The following is a 17,645-nucleotide window of genomic DNA, read 5'->3' as shown; positions in this document are numbered from 1 at the left end:
GCGTTGATCAAGCTGCTCGCCCATGGTGCCCGAGCCCGCCGCCCCTGCGAGGCGGAACCGTCCAGCGGGCCCGCGAAGCCTCCGGCCGGTTCCCGCCGTGCTCCGGCGCCGCGGTTCCGGTGGTCTGTACGAGGGAGGTGGGGCGGGGTCTGTGGGTTTGGGGGGTGGGTAGGGGTGAGGGGCGTGCTTAGGGTGGTTCTGAGGCCGCATCGTGCCGTTGACCTGGCGCTTTGCGGGGAGTGAGCTCGGAGTGGATGGGGCGGCACAGATGCGTGAGCTGGTGGAGACGGCGCGGCAGTGGGTGGCCGAGGGGCGGTCGGGATGTCTGGCCCGGCCCGTGACCGAGCAGGGGTTCGGGCCGCGGGATCCGGCCGGGGCCCTGCTCGTCGACGCGCGGGGGGAGTGTGTCGGCTCCCTGTACCGGGGGGTCTTCGACGCCGAGCTGATCGCCGAGGCCGGGGCCATGCGGCCCGGGGACACCGCGCGGGTGTGCGAGGTGTCCGTGCGGCTGGCCGAGGCCGTGGAGGCGAAGCTGACCTGCGGCGGGCAGGCCGAGGTGCTGCTCCAGCCGCTCTCGGCGATCCCGGCCGCGTGGTGGGAGCTGCTCGGCGAGGGGGTCGGGGTGGCCTTGGTGACCCGGCTGAACGAGGCCGCCGACCACGCCTCCAGTGAGGTCGTACGGGCCACCGACGTACCGCACGACGACGCCGGGCGGCGGGCCGGCGAGCTGCTGGCCGTCCGGCGGCCCGGGCGGGACGCGCTGTACGGGGAGTCCGGGCTGGTGCTGGTCGAGGCGTACCCGTCGGCGCCGTTCGTGGTCATCGGCGGCAACGGCGAGCTGGCCGAGATCATCGAGCGGCAGGCGCTGCTGCTGGGCTGGGAGGCCGCGCTGGTCACCGGCCGGGAGGAGGCAGCCGAGCTGATCGAGGCGCGCCGGGACGCGGCGTGCGTGGTCGTGCTGAGCCACGACGAGGAGTTCGACGTGCCGACGCTGCGGGCCGCGCTGGCCGCGGGGGTTCCGTACATCGGGGCGCTCGGGTCGCGGCGCACGACGGCGCGGCGGCGGGAGGGGCTGGTCTCCGCGGGGGTGGGCGAGGCCCAGTTGGCCCGCGTGCACGGGCCGATCGGGCTGGACCTCGGCGCCCGTACCCCGGCCGAGACCGCGCTGGCGATCTGCGCCGAGATCCTGGGCGTGCTGGGAGCCCGCGAGGCGGGCGCACTGCGGGATGCCGACGGGCCCATCACCCCGTAGGGGCATTCCGGGATCCGCCCCGGACACCCCCTTGGATCCACCTCGGGTCCGTGCCTGGATCCGGCTCCGGATGTGTGCCTGGATCCGCCCTTCGGTCCGCCCTGGACGCGCCCCTGGATCCGCACTTCCCCGGCGGCGCGTGCCCCGGCTGCCGCACGACATCCGGGCGGAAGTGCGCATATCTGGATGAAGTGCGCGAAACTTGGCTGCATGGACACGATCCTGAGTGTGGACGCGATCCTCCTCAACATCGCCTGGTTCCTGCTCGTCGGACTGGTCGTCGTCGCCCTGCTGCTCGGCGGATTCAAGCTGGGCCAGCGGGTGCGGGCGAAGGAACCGCCGCCGCCCACCACGGAGGAACAGCCGCACCTGCCCAACGGCGGCGCGGTCTACGAGGTCCGTGAGGAGCGGGATCCGGTGGAGATCCCCGAGGGCGGCCTGAGGCCGCACGAAATGCAGGGCTACGGAAACTTCGGCTCCAGGACCTCCAGCCATCCCGAGGATGTCAGGAAGGAACGCGAGGCCGGGTACGAGCTGCCCGAAGGACCGGGCCCGCACCCGCAGCCGGGATCTCCCCCGGACGCGGGGCGTGGAGCGCACTCCTGACACGGCACACCCAGCGGTCCGGTATTCCGGGTTCCGGTTTCCGGTTTCCGGTTTCAGTTTCCAGTTTCCGGTTTCCGGTTTCGGTTTCGGTTTCGGTTTCCGCTGATCCTCTGGCCCGCGCCTCCCGCGCGGGTCAGAGGTCTGACCGCAGTCGGAGCACCTCCGGTGGCGGGTGCCGGGTCGAGGTGTGCCGGACCTCCGCCGTGAGCGGTGGGTCCAGCGGCCGGAAGGGGACCTCCCCGAGGCCGATCGCCGTCACCGTGGCGAGAGCCCGGGCCGTCGGCGTGGCCGTGGCCGTCACCGTGCGCGAGGCCACCTCCGCCGCCACCTCCGCGCGCAGCGCCGCCGTCAGCGGGCTCGACACCAGCGGGGTCTCGTCCCCGACCGGCAGGACGAGCACCAGGGCGAGCGGCCGGCGCGGGGTCCCGGTATAGCCGACCACCGCCGCGTCCCGGACGTCCGTGTGCCGGAGCTTCTGCCAGCCCCGCCGCCCGGCCGGGTAGGCCTGGTCCAGCCGTTTGACGACGAGGCCCTCGATCCCGCTGGCGGGCAGCGTCTCGTACCAGGTGGCGGCCAGTTCCGGGTCGGTCGTCATCGGCACGGGCTGCAGCGGCGGCCCGAGCGGCAGGAGCAGGTCGACGAGGAGCGCCCGGCGGCGCTCGTACGGGCGTGCGCGCAGGTCGAGCCCGGCCAGTTCCAGCACGTCGAAGGCGGCGTACGAGGCCGGCAGGCTCTGGGCGAGTACGGCGGCCCGCGCGGCCGTGGCGGCCGCCCGCCGCTGGACGAGGGCGAAGTCCGTGCGGCCGGCGTGCCAGACCACCACCTCGCCGTCGAGGACCGTCGCGGCGGGCAACTGCAGCGCGGCCGCGGCGAGGTCGGGGAAGGCGCTGGTCACGATGCGGCCGGAGCGCGCCTGGAGGACCACGTCCTCGGCCGTGCGCACGATCACCAGCCGGTGGCCGTCGAACTTCGGCTCGTACGCCAGTCCCGCCGCGCGCGGCAGGGTCCGTACGGCGGCGGCCAGCGCGACGCGGATCACGGCCGCCCCCCGGGCAGTCTCCCGGCCCGGTCCGGGTCGGTCAGCGGGGCGAACAGGTCCCCGTCGCGCTCCAGCCGCGGCGCGATGTCGTCGGCGAGGAAGACCAGCCCGGAGGGGGTCCGGCAGGCCCCGACCTCCTCCCAGGACACCGGCGCGGACACGGTCGGCCGGGCTCGCGCGCGCAGGGTGTAGGGGGCAGCGGTGGTCTTGGCGGCGGCGTTCTGGCTGTGGTCGACGAAGACCTTGCCGGGGCGCAGGGCCTTGGCCATGCGGTGCACGACCAGGTCGGGGAGCTCGCGCTCGGCCTCCTGGGCGAGCTGCTTCGCGTACGCCGACACCCGCTCGGACGGGGTCGGCTCCAGCGGCACGGCCAGGTGCATGCCCTTGGAGCCGGAGGTCTTGGCGTAGGCGTGCAGGCCGTCGGCGGCGAGCCGTTCGCGCAGCCAGAGCGCGGCGGCGCAGCACTCGACGACGGTGGCGGGCGCGCCGGGGTCGAGGTCGAGGACCATCCGGTCGGCGACGGCGGGGCTGCCGGCGGGCCACTGGGGGGTGTGGAGCTCCACGACGAGGTTGGCGGCCCACATGAGGGAGGGCAGGTCGGCGATGACCACCTGCTCGGCGGAGAGGTCGTCGGAGCGGGGCACGGGGGTGGTCTTCACCCAGGTGGGTGTGCCGGGCGGCGGATTCTTGGTGAAGAAGAGCTGGCCGTCCGGTCCGTCGGGGTAGCGCAGGAAGGACACCGGCCGGTTGTGGACGTGGGCGAGGAGCGGGCCCGCGACGGTTGCGTAGTAGTGGAGCACCTCGCCCTTGGTGAAGCCGGTCTCCGGGTACAGGACCTTGTCGAGATTGCTGAGCGAGATGCGACGGCCCTCCACCATGGTGATCGGCGTCATACGATGAGACTGCCACGAAACAGGAGGAACCGTGCGATCCATATGGAACGGGGCGATCTCCTTCGGCCTGGTCAGCATTCCGATCAAGCTCGTGAACGCCACCGAGAGCCACTCGATCTCCTTCCGCCAGATCCACCTCGGTGACGGCGGGCGGATCCGCTACCGCAAGGTGTGCGAGCTGGACGGCGAGGAGGTGCCGAGCGCCGAGATCGGCAAGGGGTACGAGGAGGCCGACGGGTCGGTCATCCCGATCACGGACGAGGACCTGGCGCAGCTGCCGCTGGCGACCGCGAAGACGATCGAGATCATGTCGTTCGTACCCGCCGACGAGATCGATCCGCTGCAGATGGACGCGGCGTACTACCTCGCGGCGAACGGGGCGACGGCGGCGAAGCCGTACACGCTCCTGAGGGAGGCGCTGAAGCGGAGCCGGAAGGTCGCGATCGCCAAGTACGCGCTGCGGGGGCGGGAGCGGCTGGGCATGCTGCGGGTCGTCGACGACGTGATCGCGATGCACGGACTGCTGTGGCCGGACGAGATCCGGGCGCCGGAAGGGGTGGCGCCGGAGGTCACGGTGTCGGTACGGGAGGCCGAACTCGACCTGGCGGACGCGCTGATGGCGACGCTGGGCGAGGTGGAAATGGCCTCGCTGCACGACGACTACCGGGAGGCCGTCGAGGCGATGATCGCGGCGAAGGCGGGGGGCGGGTTCGAGCCGGCGGAGGCCGTGCGGGAGCCGGCCGGGGGGCAGGTGATCGACCTGATGGCGGCGCTGGAGAAGAGCGTGCGGGCGGCGAAGGCGTCTCGGGGGGAGGCGGGTGCGGGGGCCGAGGCCGGGGCCGAGGTGACGCCGATGCGGCGCAAGGCGCGGGCGGGGGCTGGTGGTGCGGCTGCGGCTGCGCCGAAGGCGGTGGGCGGGAAGAAGTCCACGGCGGCTTCGGCGAAGAAGACTGCTGCGGCGGCCGCGACGAAGAAGAAGGCGACCACGGGCAAGTCGGCGTCGGCGAAGTCGAGTTCGGCCGGGGCCGGGGCCGCGTCCGGCTCCGCGAAGAAGACGGGTGCGGCCGCGAAGAAGGCGGCGACGCCGCGGAAGCGGTCCTCCGCCTGAGGGTGCGGGGGCTGGGCCTGCGGCGCTCTCCCCTACCCGCCCCTTCCCGAAACCGGGGCTCCGCCCCAGACCCCGCGCCTCGATCGCCGGCGAGGCTGAATCTGTGCGGCCCAACTGGATCGCGCGGCCCGGTGGGGCGCGCCTGAGGCGCCGTCCGAGCTGCATCGCGCGGCCCGGGTGGCCTACGTGTGGGGGGTGTGGGTGGGTAGCCAGGTTCTTGTGTCGCGGGCCTGGGTGAAGAGGGCTTCGATTTCTGGGGGTTTGAGGGTGGTGGGGGATGCCGTGAGGTCCGGGGTGGCCGTGGGGGGATGGAGGATGCGGATGTCGCGGACCGTGGGGGCCTTGTCGATGCGGGAGGCGTCGACCAGGGCCAGGGCCGGGGTGACCCGGGCGGTCAGGGCCAGGGAGGCGCCGGCCGCCGCGCGGCGGATCCAGCGGGGGTCCGGGCGGGGTTCCGTGCGGCCCACCGTGAGCAGGAGGTCGCCGACCACCGCGCGCTGGCGCCGGCCCGGGATCGTACGCACGCAGAAGATCCCGGCCGGGCCGATGAGCAGGTGGTCGATGCGACCCAGGCCCGGGAGCGGAACGCAGTGCAGGGTCCGCCAGCCGTCCGGCTCCAGGGCGTCGAAGGCGTCACCCATCCGCTGCTGCGCGGCGAGGTCCTGACGCAGCCGGTGCCGGGCGCGGGTGCCCGCCGAGCCGTGTTCCAGCTCGCCCAGCAGGGTCTCGCCCGGGCGGTTCGGGGCCAGGTCCGCGTCCGGCTGGAGGACGAGGCGCCGCAGATCGGCCGCCGTGGGGACCGGGGGCGGGCCGATCGAGACGGTCCCGCTCAGATAGGGGCGCAGCACCGCCAGGATCGCCTCGCGGTGGTCGTCCGCGAGCACGCTGATCCGGTTGGCCTGCCGGTCGTACCAGGCAACCGCCTGCCCGTCGGGCAGGTTGACGTACAGCCGGCCGCGGCCGGGCCGGCCGCTCGGCAGTACCTTGAGTCCGCGCATCGCCCTCACCCCCCGCCGTCCATGGGAGCAGCCGGAACGCCGCACCACAATCCCTCGGTTGTGTAACGACTCCGACGGAACGTTGCGACTTCGCTGTTACACGTCCGGGGCTCGGCCGCAACGGCCGACGCCTAGGTTTGTCCCACCTGGACGCGCCAGGTCCTGACCAGCACCGAAGGGCTTCCCGTGAGCACCGTCAGCCGCCGCACCCTCGTTCGCGCTTCCGCCGTGACCGCATGTGCCGCAAGCCTGCTGGCGCTGCCCACCGCCGCCGCGCTGGCCGAAGGGGTGCCGGCCGCCTCGTCCGCGCACTCCGCGGCCCCGTCGCGGACCCTCGTCAAGAGCCTGTCCCTCGCGGACGACGAGTCCACGGCGAGGGTCTACCGCACCGCCAAGGGCGCGTACCAGGCCGAGATCCTGACCGCCGACGGCGCCAAGGCGGCCACGCTGACCAGCCGTGACGGGATCACCGACTTCGCCGCGGCCGGGCACCTGCACGCCGCGCTGGACTCCACCGGGCGGCTGACCTCCTGGGTCGGTGACAACGCCGCGCAGGGCGGCGGGCACGCCGTCGCGGGCGACGGGCACAAGACCGGTACGCGCAGCGGACACGTGCTCCCCGCCTCGGCTCCACAGCAGCCGGCGACGGGCCGCGACCTCGCCTCCCGGCCCGCCGACGCGCCGCGCCTGAGTACCCTGGCCGACGGTCCGGGCGAAGGCGTGCTGCTGCTCGCGGCCGGCGGCGGGATCGCGGCCGTCGGCGCCGCCGGGCTCGGCTTCGCGATGCTGCGCCGCGGGCGCACGGACGGCTGACATCTCAAAAGGGTCGTACCTCCGCATATGGTTGACGAGATCGGCCGTCGTCCGGCGCGGACAGGAAGGCACGGGACGCTGTGAACAGGCATCGCACGCTCCACGCCCTGCCGGCCCTGGCCCTGCTTCCGCTGCTGGCGGGCTGCGGCGACACGGGCGGGCTGGTCGGCGCCGGCGCCACCCCGACCGCGAGCGGGCCCGTCCACCTGTGGCCCGACCGTGCCGGGGCGTCCGTACCGCCCGCCGATCCGGGTGGGGCTCCGCCCGAGTACGTCCAGGGGATCCCGCCCGTCCGCGACCAGGACGTGCACGGCGTCGACCCGGTGGCCCTCGTCCAGGCGGAGCTGCGGGCCCACCCGAACAGCGACGTCGGCGCCGACGGGATGCCGCCCGAGACCGCGGCAGCGATCCGGGCCTGCGGGAAGAACGAGGACGCCGAGGCGGAGGCGGAGGCTGCGGCGTGCCCGGTGCTGACGCCGTACTACCGGGACCTCACGGGCAACGGCAAGGACGAGCTGATCGTCGGCATCGAGCTTCCCGACAAGTTGATGTCCGTACGGGTGTACACCCCGGACCCCGCCGGACGGCTCAACCGGATCATGGCGACCACGGAGACCGTCATCTCGGTGGAACTGGCCGGGCGCGACGTGGTCCTGCGGGTGCCCAGCGGGAACCGCGGCTACGAGCTGATCACCGCCTGGTCCTGGGACGAGAAGCAGCTCACCATGCTGCCGACGCGCGAGCAGATCGTACGGGTGCCCTCGGGTCCGCAGGGCCCGGCGAGCCGCGGGCCCGGCCCCGCGCCGGTCCGGCCATGAGACCGCCGCCGGGGCCGAAGCCGGCGACGGGGCCGAAGCCGCCGTCGAGGCCGAAGCTGCCCGCCTGGACGGCCACGCTGACATGGAAGTCGGCGTGCTTCATCGTGGTCATGTGCTGCTCGCTGGCGGCCGTGCTGGGCGTGCTCGTCCACGTGGAGGTGACCCGGCAGACGGTGGCCACGGCGCGAGAGAAGGCGCTCGGCAAACTGCACGACGTCTCGCGCGCGTACGAGGCGGGCGAGGCCCTGCCGCGCGACGCGGGGCTGGATCCCGAGGGGCTGCCGCCGGAGCTGCGGGCCCTCGCCCTCAGCGGGCAGCGGGGAACGGTCGTGGCCGACCGCCGGGGCCGCGCCATGATGTGGGCGGCCGCGCCGGCGGACGGCCGGGCGCTGGCGACCGCCGTCGACTACGGACAGAGCGCGCGCACGATCAGCGGGCTCGACAACGCGATCATCGGCTCGTCCGTGCTGGCGATCGGCGGAACGCTGCTGGTCGGCGCGTTCGCGGTGACCCGCGTGACCCGGCGGCTGCACCAGACGGCGACCGTGGCGCGCCGGATCACCCAGGGAGACCTCGACGCGCGGGTGGACGACCCGCGGACGAAGGACCCCACGCGGCACCAGGACGAGGTGGCGACGGTGGCCGGGGCGCTGGACACCATGGCGGGGAGCCTGCAGTCGAAGCTGGAGAGCGAGCGGCGGTTCACGGCGGACGTGGCGCACGAGCTGCGCACGCCGCTGACGGGGTTGCAGGCGGCGTCGGAGCTGTTGCCGGAGAGTCGGCCGACGGAGCTGGTGCGCGAACGGGTACGGACGATGCGGCAGCTGACGGAGGACCTGCTGGAGATCTCCCGGCTGGACTCGGGCAGCGAGGTGGTGGAGACCGACCTGCACCAGCTGGGGCGGCTGGCCGGGCGGGTGGTGCGGGCATCGGGGACGGACACCGAGGTGGTGATCGTCCGGGACGCCCACGTGGAGACGGACCGGCGCAGGCTGGAACGGGTGTTGGGGAACCTGGTGGCCAACGCCCACCGGCACGGCCGGCCGCCGGTGGTCCTGACGGTGGACGGGCCGGTGGTGACCGTACGGGACCACGGCGACGGCTTCCCCGACTACCTCCTGGCACACGGTCCGCAGCGCTTCCGCAGCGGCGGCGGCAAGGGCCACGGGCTGGGCCTGACGATCGCGGTCGGGCAGGCGACGGCGATCGGAGCACGGCTGGAGTTCCGCCGGGCGGAGGGCGGCGGAGGCCTGGCGGTCCTCTCCCTACCGGGCTCCTAGCCGGGAGCGCGGCCGGTGCCAATGCGGCTCCCCTGCCGGGCTCCCAGCCGGAAGCGCGGCCGGTGCCAATGCGGCTCCCCTGCCGGGCTCCCAGCCGGAAGCGCGGCCGGTGCCAATGCGGCTCCCCTGCCGGGCTCCCAGCCGGAAGCGCGGCCGGTGCCAATGCGGCTCCCCTGCCGGGCTCCCAGCCGGAAGCGCGGCGGGTGCTGGCCCGCAGACGGCCGGGGCCGGGCGCGCGCCGGGGCGTCTCCTCGGACGCCGAACGTGGCGGGGGGGGGTCGGAGGGCCGAGGGGATTGCGTTCGGCGCCCTGCGGGGAGGGCCCGGCACACACCCGGTCGGCTCGCACGAGGTGCGGGCGAGGGGTGACGCCGTCAGGCTCGGGAGGTCCTCGACCAAGGCCAGCGCGGGGAGCGCCCCGGCACACACCCGGCCGGCTCGCACGAGGTACGGCCGAGGCGTGACGCCGTCAGGTTCGGGGGGTTTTCGACCAGGGCCAGCGGGGCTTCGGTTTCTGGCCCGTCGGGCGGAATTCGTACTTCCAGCCCTTCTGGAGGCCCAGGCGCTTCGAGTAGCCCGCCGGGACGCGTTCGTACAGCAGCACCGTCGGCGGGCCGTCCGGCGTCGGGACGGGGATCTCGTACCACTTCGGGGGGTGGCCGGTCGGGCCGAGGAGGATCTGGAGGACCCGGCCGTCCATCGGGCCGCCCTCGAAGGGGGTCGGTTGGCTTCTCACCCCACCAGTGTCACAGCAGGTGGGCGGCCTCGGAGACCACCGGGATCACGCGGCGGGCCAGGACCCCGACCGGGCCGTCCGCCGATTCCAGCGCGAGCGCGGCGCGCGCGGCCGCCGCGGTTTCCGGGTCGGTGGCCGCGGTGGCCGTCAGCAGGGCGATGAACTGGTCCAGCAGCCAGTCCCGGAGCCGGTCGACCTCCGGCTGCTTGCCCTCGTCGATCCATATCAGGGAGGCCGCCTCGACCGCCGTGATCCACGTACGGACCATCATGCGGAGCCGGGGGCCGGGGGACGGGACGCCGAGGTGGACGAGGATCTGGTCCGCCGCGGCCCGGCGGATGCCGTCCACCGTCGCCGTGGTGCGGGAGGTCTCCACGACGCTGCCGCCCTGGAGGAGGGCGGCGAAGCCGGCGTCGTGTTCGTCGACGAAGGCGAGGTAGCGGTCGAGGGCCCGGGCCAGGCGCTGGGTCAGGGGGCCCTGCTGGGGTTCGGCGAAGCAGAGTTCGAGGACGTCCGCCGCGGAGCGGAGGGCGGCCTCGTAGAGCTGCTGCTTGCCGCCCGGGAAGTAGCGGTAGACGAGCGGGCGCGAGACCCCGGCGGCCTCGGCGACGTCGTCGAGCGAGACCTCCTCCGGCGCCCGGTGCGCGAACAGCGAGAGGGCCGCGTCGAGGAGTTGGGCTCGCCGCTCCTCGACGCTGAGCCTGCGGTAGGCGCGTACGGTCATGACCGCAGGGTAGCCCGACGGTGGCCGCCCGGGCCCTGCCCGGACGATCTCCGCGCCCCCGGGACGCCCGGACAGGGCAATACACCTAGGCCAGGAGTCCGGAGCTCTTCCACAACTTGCGGCCGACCCCGCGCAGGACGCCGATGTCGTCGAGGAAGTCGGTGAGCCGCTTCGCGCCGGTCTGCATGACCTCGCGGCGGTGGCCGCTCGCCCTGACCTGGGCGACGGCCTCGCGGCGGTCCAGGCCTACGTTGTCGTAGACGGCCGGGTTCACGAAGGCGAGGGAGAACACGCGGGCGGCCTCGCCGCAGCTGATCCGGGTGAGCTCCTGTTCCCAGCGCGGGGCGGTCAGCATCTGGCGGCGCAGCTCCTCGCGGGCGTACCGGACGTGTCGGGCCTCCTCGATGACGTGGATCCGGGTGACCCCGCGGACCAGCGGCTGGACGCGCTCGTCCGGGAAGGTCAGGCGCTGCATCCAGTCGAGGATCTCCTCGCCGAGGAGGGTGCAGGCGAAGGAGCCGGGGGTGGTGGAGACGGTCTTCAGGATCCGCGCGAGGTTGTGGTTGAGGCGGGAGACCGGGTACTCGGGGCTGCCGCTCTGCTTGATCATGCGGGCGAACATCATCGAGTGGCGGCACTCGTCGGCGATCTCGGTGAGCGCGTAGCGCACGTGGTTGCTGGTCAGGGACTTGTCGTAGATGTGCCGGACCATCAGCTGCATCAGGATGATCTCGAACCAGATGCCGAGCGAGCCGAGCGCCGCCGCCTCGTGCCGGGAGAGGTCGATGCGCTGCTCCTCCCCCATCTTCTTCCACAGCGGGGTGCCGTAGAGGGAGAGCAGTTCGGGCGGCCAGTAGTACTTGCCCTCGACCGCGGGAGCGTCCCAGTCGAGTTCCTTGTCGGGGTCGAAGGAGTGCTTGGCCGAGGATTCGAGCAGTCGCTCGGCGATCTGCTCCCGGTCCTTCAGCAGGCCGAGGGCGTCCCTGAGCTCGGCTCGTTCGGTCACGGTCGTCATGGTTTCGGACACCTCGTGGTCGAGTTACCGGCGGTCGCTTCTTATGAGACTGCCTGTCAGCAAGGTCGTCAATCCCCCGCGCACGACTTGTTGACCCCGTGTCTACCAACGTGTGACCCTGCCAACTGTCCGTTCCCGCACGGCAGTACGTGAGACGAGGGGGCGTCAGTGTCGACGCACGAGCTCTACACCGAGGACCCGGGCGAGGCCGTCTGGCAGGTTCCCGCCTCCGGCTCCGCCCGCTTCAACTGGGAGTACGGGGACGGCCGCGAGCGGCTCCTCGCGCTCTACCAGAAGGGCAAGGACAAGCAGTGGGACGGCGCCAAGCGCATCGACTGGGACATCGAGGTGGACCCGTACGATCCGCTCGGCACCCCCGACGAGGCGCTGACGCTCTACGGCACGCGGCACTGGGCCAAGCTCACCGAGAAGGACAAGGGCGAACTGCGCCGGCACTACGCCGCCTGGAACTTCAGCCAGTTCCTGCACGGCGAACAGGGCGCCATGGTGTGCGCGGCCCGGATCGTGGAGTCGGTGCCGGACCTGGAAGCGAAGTTCTACTCCGCGACGCAGACCATGGACGAGGCCCGGCACGCCGAGATCTTCGGGCGCTTCCTGCACGAGAAGGTCGGGATGCTGTACCCGATCAACGACAGCCTGCAGGAACTGCTGGGCGACACCTTGCGCGACTCCCGCTGGGACATGCCGTACCTGGGCATGCAGGTGCTCATCGAGGGCCTGGCGCTCGCCGCCTTCGGCATGATCCGCGACACGACGGACAAGCCGCTGCCGAAGCAGCTCCTGGCGTACGTGATGCAGGACGAGGCCCGGCACGTGGCCTTCGGGCGGATGGCGCTGCGCAACTACTACAAGCAGCTCACGGACGCCGAACTGCGCGAGCGCGAGGAGTTCGTGATCGAGGGCTGCCACCTGATGCGGGACCGGCTGCGCGGGGTGGAGGTGCTGGAGAACTTCGGCATCCCGAGGAAGGAGGCGGAGCAGTTCAGCGAGCAGTCGGAGTTCCTGCACCTCTTCCGGAAACTGCTGTTCAGCCGGATCGTGCCGTGCGTGAAGGACATCGGGCTGTGGGGCGAACGGCTCCAGCGGGCCTATGTGGACATGGGCGTCTTCGAGATGGGCGACTCCAACCTGGACCTGCTGATGAGCCAGGACGAGGAGATCTCCGAGGTCCTGGACCGCGAGCGCTTCGCGGCCGAGGAGGCGCGGCGGGTGGCGGAGGTCGAGGCGACGGTACGGGAGGGCGCCGCCGGGGACGCCTCCGGCTAGGGCTGCGGCTCGGCCTCCGGAACACCGGGGGAGGCGGGGCCGAGGTCGGAGCCGGGGCCCGGGTCGGAGCCGGGGCCGGGGCAGGGGCCGGGGTCCGGGTCGGAGCCGGGGTGGAGGCCGGGGTCAGGGTCCGGGCAGGAGGCCGCGCGGCGTCGGCGGGCACGGACGGTGGGGGTCGTGCGGGCAATGCCGTAGCCGAGGAGCCATGGCAGGAGCGTGATGCCCCCGATGTACACGGCGGCGTAGCCGAGGAAGTCGTCCCACCACTGCTCCTCGTGCCACGTGTCCGTCGGCAGGATCTGGTCGGTCGTCGCGACCGCCACCGGGAGCAGCGGCAGCAGCACCGCCCACAGCCGTGACCGCAGGCCGGGCCGGCGGGCGCACCACACCCCCGCGGCAGCCATGGGGAAGGGCCCGAACGGCACCCAGAGCACCACCGGGGTGGCCGGCGCCGCCCACCATTCGTCCGCATGCCCGCATACCCGCATACCCGCATACCCGAACGTCATCGTGAAGCCGCCCTCACGCCCTCCGGCCCCGGTGCTCCGTCCCCGCCCCGCCGCCCCCCTTTGGACCAACGGCCGTCCGGGTCCGGCGGGGATTACCTGCCCGTGGCCAGCGCCGCCTCCATCACCGCCCGCGCGATCGGCGCGGCCGCGCTGTTGCCGCTGATGTCGCCCCGGTCCGCCACCGCGTCCTCGACCACCACCGCCACCGCGACCGCCGGCAGCGGCGCGCCCTCGGCCTTGGCCCAGGAGATGAACCAGGCGTACGGGGTACCGGCGTTGCCGACGCCGTGTTGTGCGGTGCCGGTCTTGCCTCCGACCACCACACCCGGGATCGCCGCGTTCCGGCCCGTCCCGTTCTCCACCACCTTCACCATCAGTTCCTGCATCCGCAGCGCGGTGGCCGGGTTCATCGCCCGGCCCAGGCTGCGCTGGTCCCCGCGCCGGACCGGGGACCCGTCGTCCTGGGTGGTGCGTTCCACCAGGTAGGGCGACTTGAGCTCGCCGCCGTTGGCGACCGCCGCCGCCACCATCGCCATCTGCAGCGGCGTGGCCTTGGTGTTGAACTGCCCGATGGAGGACAGGGCCAGCTGGTCCTGGCTCATGTCGGTGTCGAAGTTCGACCGGGACACCCAGGAGGGCACCCGCAGCGCCTCCCCGTCGAATCCGAAACGGCGGGCCGCCTCCACCATGCCGCGCAGACCGACCTGTACGCCGATCTTCGCCATCACCGTGTTGCAGGACCACTGCACCGCGTCCGCCATCGAGGCGTCCTCGCAGCCCGTGGCCGCGTTCGGCAGCAGGGTGCTGGTTCCGGGCAGCGGGTAGGGGTCGGGGGTGCGGGTCGGCGCGTCCACGTCGGTGACCACGCCCGCGTCGAGGGCGGCCGCCGCCGTCACGATCTTGAAGGTGGAGCCGGGCGGGTACGTCTCGCGCAGCGCCCGGTTGAGCATCGGCTTGGCCGGGTCCGCGTTCAGCCGCGCCCAGGCCTCCTTCACCCGCGTGCCCGTCCCGGACAGCTCCGCCGGATCGTACGAGGGGCTGCTGACCAGCGCGAGGATCCTCCCGGTGGCCGGCTCGACGGCGGCCACCGCCCCGCGCTTGCCCGCGAGCCCGGCGTACGCGGCCAGCTGCATGCCGGAGCGGACGGTGGTGGCGGCGTTCCCGCCGGGCGGGCGGCCGCGGGCCAGGTCGTACCAGAGCGGGAAGGCCGAGAGGCCGGGGTCCGTGCCCGACAGGACCGCGTCCTCGGCGCGCTCCACGAAGCTGGTCCCGTACGTCTGGGAGGAGAAGCCGGTGACGGGCGCGTAGAGCGGGCCGTTCGTGTAAGTGCGCTCGTAGCGCAGCAGCTGGCCGCTGTCGCGGGAGCCGGTGACGGGCCGCCCGTCGACCAGGATGTCCCCGCGCGGCTTCGCGTAGCGCTCGATGGCGGGGCGTTTGTTGGCCGGGTTCGCGCCGTAGGCGGCGGACTCCCAGACCTGTACGCGGGCGATGTTGACCAGCAGGGCGACGAGCAGCAGCGCACAGAAATACGCGCACCAGCGGATGTAGCGGATCACTGGGCCCCCTCCTCGGCGGGGCGCGGCCGACGGGCGCTGTCGCTCAGCCGGACCAGCAGCGCGACGATGATCCAGTTGGTGACGACGGAGGAGCCGCCCTGGGCGAGGAAGGGCATGGCCATGCCGGTGAGCGGGATCAGCCCGGTGACTCCGCCCGCGATGACGAACACCTGGAGGGCGACGATCGAGGCGAGCCCGGTGGCGAGCAGCCGGCCGAAGGGGTCGCGAACCGCGAGACCGGCGCGGAAACCGCGGGCGACGAGGAGCCCGTAGAGGAGCAGGATCGCGGCGAGGCCGACGAGGCCGAGCTCCTCGCCGGCGGTGGCGAGGATGAAGTCCGACTTGGCGGCGAAGCCGATGAGGAAGGAGTGACCGTGGCCGAGTCCGGCGCCGAGCAGGCCGCCGGCGCCGAAGGCGAAGAGGGACTGGGCGAGCTGGCCGGGGCCTTCGCCGCGTTCGATGGAGGCGAAGGGATTCAGCCAGTCGTCCACGCGACTGTGCACGTGCGGTTCGAAGGTCCCGACGGCGTACGCGCCGAGGGCGGCGAGCAGCAGTCCGATCGCGATCCAGCCGATCCGCCCGGTGGCGGTGAACAGCATGATCACGAACAGTCCGAAGAACAGCAGCGAGGTCCCCAGGTCCCGCTCCAGGACGAGCAGGCCGACGCTGAGCAGCCAGATCGCGAGGATCGGGCCGAGGACGCGGCCCGGGAGCAGGCGCAGCTTCCAGAAGAGCCGGCGGCCAGTGAGGGCGAGGGCCGTGCGGTTCGCGGCGAGGTAGGAGGCGAAGAAGACGGCGAGCAGGATCTTGGCGAACTCCCCCGGCTGGAAGGAGAGTCCGGCGAACCGGATCCAGATGTGCGCACCGTTGACCGCGGGAAAGAAGACGGGGACCAGCATCAGCACGAGGGCGGCGGCCACCGACAGGTACGCGTAGCGCTGCAGCACGCGGTGGTCGCGCAGCAGCGCGACGACGAGGACGAAGAGCGCCATCCCGAGGGCGGACCAGCGCAGTTGGTCCCCGGCGGTGAGGTGGCCGGGGGTGGTCGCGTCGAGGCGCTGGATGAGGACCAGCCCGAGCCCGTTGAGCAGGACGGCGATCGGCAGCACGAGCGGGTCGGCGTACGGGGCCCTGAAGCGGACGGCGAGGTGCGCGAGCAGCGCGGCGGCGGTGAGCCCGGCGGCGTACCGGCCGGCGAGGCGGGGGACGTGGCCGGTGGTGGCGAGGCCGACGTAGAGGTGGCCGAGGACGCAGACCAGGACGGCGCCGGCGAGGAGCGTCAGCTCGACGCCACGGCGCTTGGGGGCGCGGGCGTCGGGGGGCGGGGGCGCGGGCTCCGTCACCTTCGCCGTCAGAGCGGTCATACGCGAAACGTAGCAAGCAGACGGATGGTATGTCCGCTTATGTCATAGTGTGCCGAAGAGTCGTCACAAACGGTCACACGTGAGGAGCCGAGGCGTATGGGACCCGTGGAATTCATCGTCCTCGCCTTCCCGGAGGAGCAGTTGCGGGTACCGGCGATCGAGGCCGTGATGGGGCTGCGCAAGGCGGGGGTGGTCCGGCTGATCGACGGGCTCGTGGCGACGAGGACCGCCTCGGGCGACGTGCTCGCGGCGGAGTTCGACGAGTTCGTGGAGCTGCACGGCCTGCTGACGGGACGGGACGTGGCACGGCTCATCGGACCGGAGGACGTACAGGAGGCGGCGGGACTCCTGGAGCGCGGGAGCTGCGCGCTGCTGCTGGTGGTCGAGCACGTGTGGGCCGAGGACGCGGCGGTCGCCGTACGGGCGGCGGGCGGGCGGATCGTCGGCTCGGTCCGCATCCCGCCGGACCGGATCCCGGCGGACCCCCGGGCGGGGGTGGCCTGATGTTCATCCGGCCCGTGGGAGCGACGGTCCGCCCGGCCCAGCGCCCGGCGGGCCACCCGCTGTTACGGGGCCTGCTGGCCCGGGCGGCCGGGGCGGCGCAGGACACGACGGGCGCGATGGGCCCGGCCGAACCGCCACGCCGGGGCCTGCTGGCGCGGGCGGTCCAGGCCGCGCAGGCCCCGGCGGAACCGGAACCGGAGTTGATGCCTGAGCCTGAGCCCGAGCCTGAACCTTGGCCGGAGGAGGAAGGGGGAGGCGGGGCTACGGCCGCCCCGACGACGGCCGCGCCCGCCCCGACCCCTCTGGTGGCGGAGCTCCGGCAACTGGCCGACCTGGCCCGCGAGGGCCTGCTGACCCCGCAGGAGTTCACGGCGGCCAAGGCCCGGCTGCTGCGCGACTGACGCCGCGCGGCCGCGTCACACGGCCGGACCCTTCGCGGCGCGGCGCCCGGACGCCAGGGCCGGGGCGGCCCCGCAGACGACGCCGGCCAGCGCGAAGCCCGCCACGGCCGGGTTGACGTAGCCGGGAACGGATTCGGCGGCGTAGCGCCCGCCCCCGGTCGTCTCGCAGACGAACCGGAGCGGCACGTAGTCCACGGTGTAGTCGACGACCTTCGAGGCCCGCTCCTCCTGCCCCGGCGTCCGGCAGGGCAGGAGCGGCGACGACGAGGCTCCGCCGTCCTGCGCGCCGACCACGGCACCGGCGACGTGGAGCAGCCCCCACGTGTAGAACCCGGCCGCGACGGCGCCCAGCAGCGCGGCCACGCTCCGGTACCGCCCGGGGCGGCCCAGGGTGCCGAAGCCGTAGCCGAGGAGCCCGAGGGTCACGACCGGCGCGGCGGGAAGGAGCAGCAGAGGCAGGAGCACCATCCGCGGAGTCCATCAGAACGACGGCACGGAAGCCATGGGGGATCCCCTGGTCGATCAGCCGCCGGTCGGCGCGGCGAGGGTCTCGACGGGGCCGAACTCGCTGAAGGGGCCCTTGGTGGCGGCCGGCGTACCGCGCAGCTCCATGCGCTGCTCGAAGCGGAGGGTGCGGCCTGGCTGTCGGCTCCGCGAGGGCCGCCCCGGGGTCGAACGCCCCGGCGACGGGCGCGGTGGAAGCGGCCGCGGGCGCCGCCGGCGCGGACCGCCCCGGACCTCCC

General features: G+C 73.4%; 19 protein-coding genes. 9 read left to right on the top strand and 10 right to left on the bottom strand.

Translation table 11 applies throughout. The annotated features are described in order from the left end of the window. Positions 1–268 precede the first annotated feature (268 nt). Entirely contained in the window at positions 269–1,252 is a 984-nt protein-coding gene (locus tag OG332_RS29575; RefSeq protein WP_327416314.1) for an XdhC family protein, read from the top strand. A gap of 210 nt (positions 1,253–1,462) precedes the next feature. Beyond that, positions 1,463–1,858, top strand: coding sequence for a DUF6479 family protein (locus OG332_RS29570; protein ID WP_327416313.1), 396 nt, complete (start codon positions 1,463–1,465; stop codon positions 1,856–1,858). A 133-nt stretch (positions 1,859–1,991) separates the two neighbouring features. Here the strand turns inward: OG332_RS29570 and OG332_RS29565 are convergent, their stop codons facing one another. Continuing rightward, on the bottom strand, positions 1,992–2,894 hold the full coding sequence (locus OG332_RS29565; RefSeq protein ID WP_327419409.1) for an ATP-dependent DNA ligase: 903 nt from the start codon (positions 2,892–2,894) through the stop codon (positions 1,992–1,994). Beyond that, positions 2,894–3,790, bottom strand: a complete 897-nt coding sequence (ligD, locus tag OG332_RS29560; RefSeq protein WP_327416312.1) for a non-homologous end-joining DNA ligase — start codon at positions 3,788–3,790, stop codon at positions 2,894–2,896. The genes OG332_RS29565 and ligD overlap by 1 nt, the downstream gene beginning before the upstream one ends. Positions 3,791–3,821: 31 nt before the next feature. On the opposite strand from ligD, the gene ku reads away from it, so the two are divergent. After that, positions 3,822–4,898: a non-homologous end joining protein Ku gene (gene ku, locus OG332_RS29555; protein ID WP_327416311.1), complete on the top strand. Its 1,077-nt coding sequence runs from the start codon at positions 3,822–3,824 to the stop codon at positions 4,896–4,898. A gap of 182 nt (positions 4,899–5,080) precedes the next feature. Here the strand turns inward: ku and OG332_RS29550 are convergent, their stop codons facing one another. Next, a complete protein-coding gene (locus tag OG332_RS29550) occupies positions 5,081–5,896 on the bottom strand; it encodes a nuclease-related domain-containing protein (RefSeq protein WP_327416310.1) in 816 nt (271 codons plus the stop codon). Positions 5,897–6,082: 186 nt separating this feature from the next. Between OG332_RS29550 and OG332_RS29545 the strand changes: the two genes are divergently transcribed. The 3 genes from OG332_RS29545 (at position 6,083) to OG332_RS29535 (ending at position 8,807) form a co-directional block, all read left to right on the top strand. Further along, positions 6,083–6,709: a hypothetical protein gene (locus tag OG332_RS29545; RefSeq protein WP_327416309.1), complete on the top strand. Its 627-nt coding sequence runs from the start codon at positions 6,083–6,085 to the stop codon at positions 6,707–6,709. Positions 6,710–6,789: 80 nt separating this feature from the next. Next, complete coding sequence (locus OG332_RS29540) at positions 6,790–7,527, top strand: hypothetical protein (protein ID WP_327416308.1); 738 nt, start codon at positions 6,790–6,792, stop codon at positions 7,525–7,527. Then, entirely contained in the window at positions 7,524–8,807 is a 1,284-nt protein-coding gene (locus OG332_RS29535; RefSeq protein WP_327416307.1) for a HAMP domain-containing sensor histidine kinase, read from the top strand. Before OG332_RS29540 ends, OG332_RS29535 begins: the two co-directional genes overlap by 4 nt. A 468-nt stretch (positions 8,808–9,275) precedes the next feature. On the opposite strand, the gene OG332_RS29530 is transcribed toward OG332_RS29535, so the two are convergent. The 3 genes from OG332_RS29530 to OG332_RS29520 all read right to left on the bottom strand — a co-directional run bounded on the left by OG332_RS29530 (position 9,276) and on the right by OG332_RS29520 (position 11,281). After that, positions 9,276–9,542, bottom strand: a complete 267-nt coding sequence (locus OG332_RS29530; protein ID WP_327416306.1) for a hypothetical protein — start codon at positions 9,540–9,542, stop codon at positions 9,276–9,278. A gap of 10 nt (positions 9,543–9,552) precedes the next feature. After that, on the bottom strand, positions 9,553–10,266 hold the full coding sequence (locus tag OG332_RS29525; protein ID WP_319733962.1) for a TetR/AcrR family transcriptional regulator: 714 nt from the start codon (positions 10,264–10,266) through the stop codon (positions 9,553–9,555). Positions 10,267–10,351: 85 nt separating this feature from the next. Beyond that, the gene (locus tag OG332_RS29520; protein ID WP_327416305.1) at positions 10,352–11,281 is read right to left on the bottom strand and encodes an AurF N-oxygenase family protein; all 930 of its coding nucleotides are present in this window, start codon (positions 11,279–11,281) and stop codon (positions 10,352–10,354) included. Positions 11,282–11,449: 168 nt separating this feature from the next. Between OG332_RS29520 and OG332_RS29515 the strand changes: the two genes are divergently transcribed. After that, positions 11,450–12,568 (top strand): ferritin-like domain-containing protein, encoded by a 1,119-nt coding sequence (locus OG332_RS29515; RefSeq protein ID WP_327416304.1) that lies wholly within the window; start codon positions 11,450–11,452, stop codon positions 12,566–12,568. Here OG332_RS29515 and OG332_RS29510 read toward each other — a convergent pair. From OG332_RS29510 to OG332_RS29500, 3 genes are all read right to left on the bottom strand, one after another. Beyond that, complete coding sequence (locus OG332_RS29510) at positions 12,565–13,077, bottom strand: hypothetical protein (RefSeq protein ID WP_327416303.1); 513 nt, start codon at positions 13,075–13,077, stop codon at positions 12,565–12,567. The genes OG332_RS29515 and OG332_RS29510 overlap by 4 nt on opposite strands. 92 nt (positions 13,078–13,169) lie before the next feature. Further along, entirely contained in the window at positions 13,170–14,633 is a 1,464-nt protein-coding gene (locus tag OG332_RS29505; RefSeq protein WP_327416302.1) for a penicillin-binding transpeptidase domain-containing protein, read from the bottom strand. After that, complete coding sequence (locus OG332_RS29500) at positions 14,630–15,997, bottom strand: FtsW/RodA/SpoVE family cell cycle protein (protein ID WP_327416301.1); 1,368 nt, start codon at positions 15,995–15,997, stop codon at positions 14,630–14,632. Before OG332_RS29500 ends, OG332_RS29505 begins: the two co-directional genes overlap by 4 nt. Before the next feature lie 96 nt (positions 15,998–16,093). Here OG332_RS29500 and OG332_RS29495 point away from each other — a divergent pair, with 96 nt between their 5' ends. Then, positions 16,094–16,501 (top strand): DUF6325 family protein, encoded by a 408-nt coding sequence (locus tag OG332_RS29495; protein ID WP_327416300.1) that lies wholly within the window; start codon positions 16,094–16,096, stop codon positions 16,499–16,501. Beyond that, entirely contained in the window at positions 16,501–16,902 is a 402-nt protein-coding gene (locus tag OG332_RS29490) for an SHOCT domain-containing protein (RefSeq protein ID WP_327416299.1), read from the top strand. The genes OG332_RS29495 and OG332_RS29490 overlap by 1 nt, the downstream gene beginning before the upstream one ends. 15 nt (positions 16,903–16,917) lie before the next feature. Here OG332_RS29490 and OG332_RS29485 read toward each other — a convergent pair whose 3' ends face one another. After that, positions 16,918–17,370: a hypothetical protein gene (locus OG332_RS29485; protein ID WP_327416298.1), complete on the bottom strand. Its 453-nt coding sequence runs from the start codon at positions 17,368–17,370 to the stop codon at positions 16,918–16,920. Between the last annotated feature and the right edge of the window lie 275 nt (positions 17,371–17,645).

This window comes from Streptomyces sp. NBC_01233 (genome assembly GCF_035989305.1).
Classification (GTDB): domain Bacteria; phylum Actinomycetota; class Actinomycetes; order Streptomycetales; family Streptomycetaceae; genus Streptomyces.
This window is presented reverse-complemented; position numbering and strand designations above follow the sequence as displayed.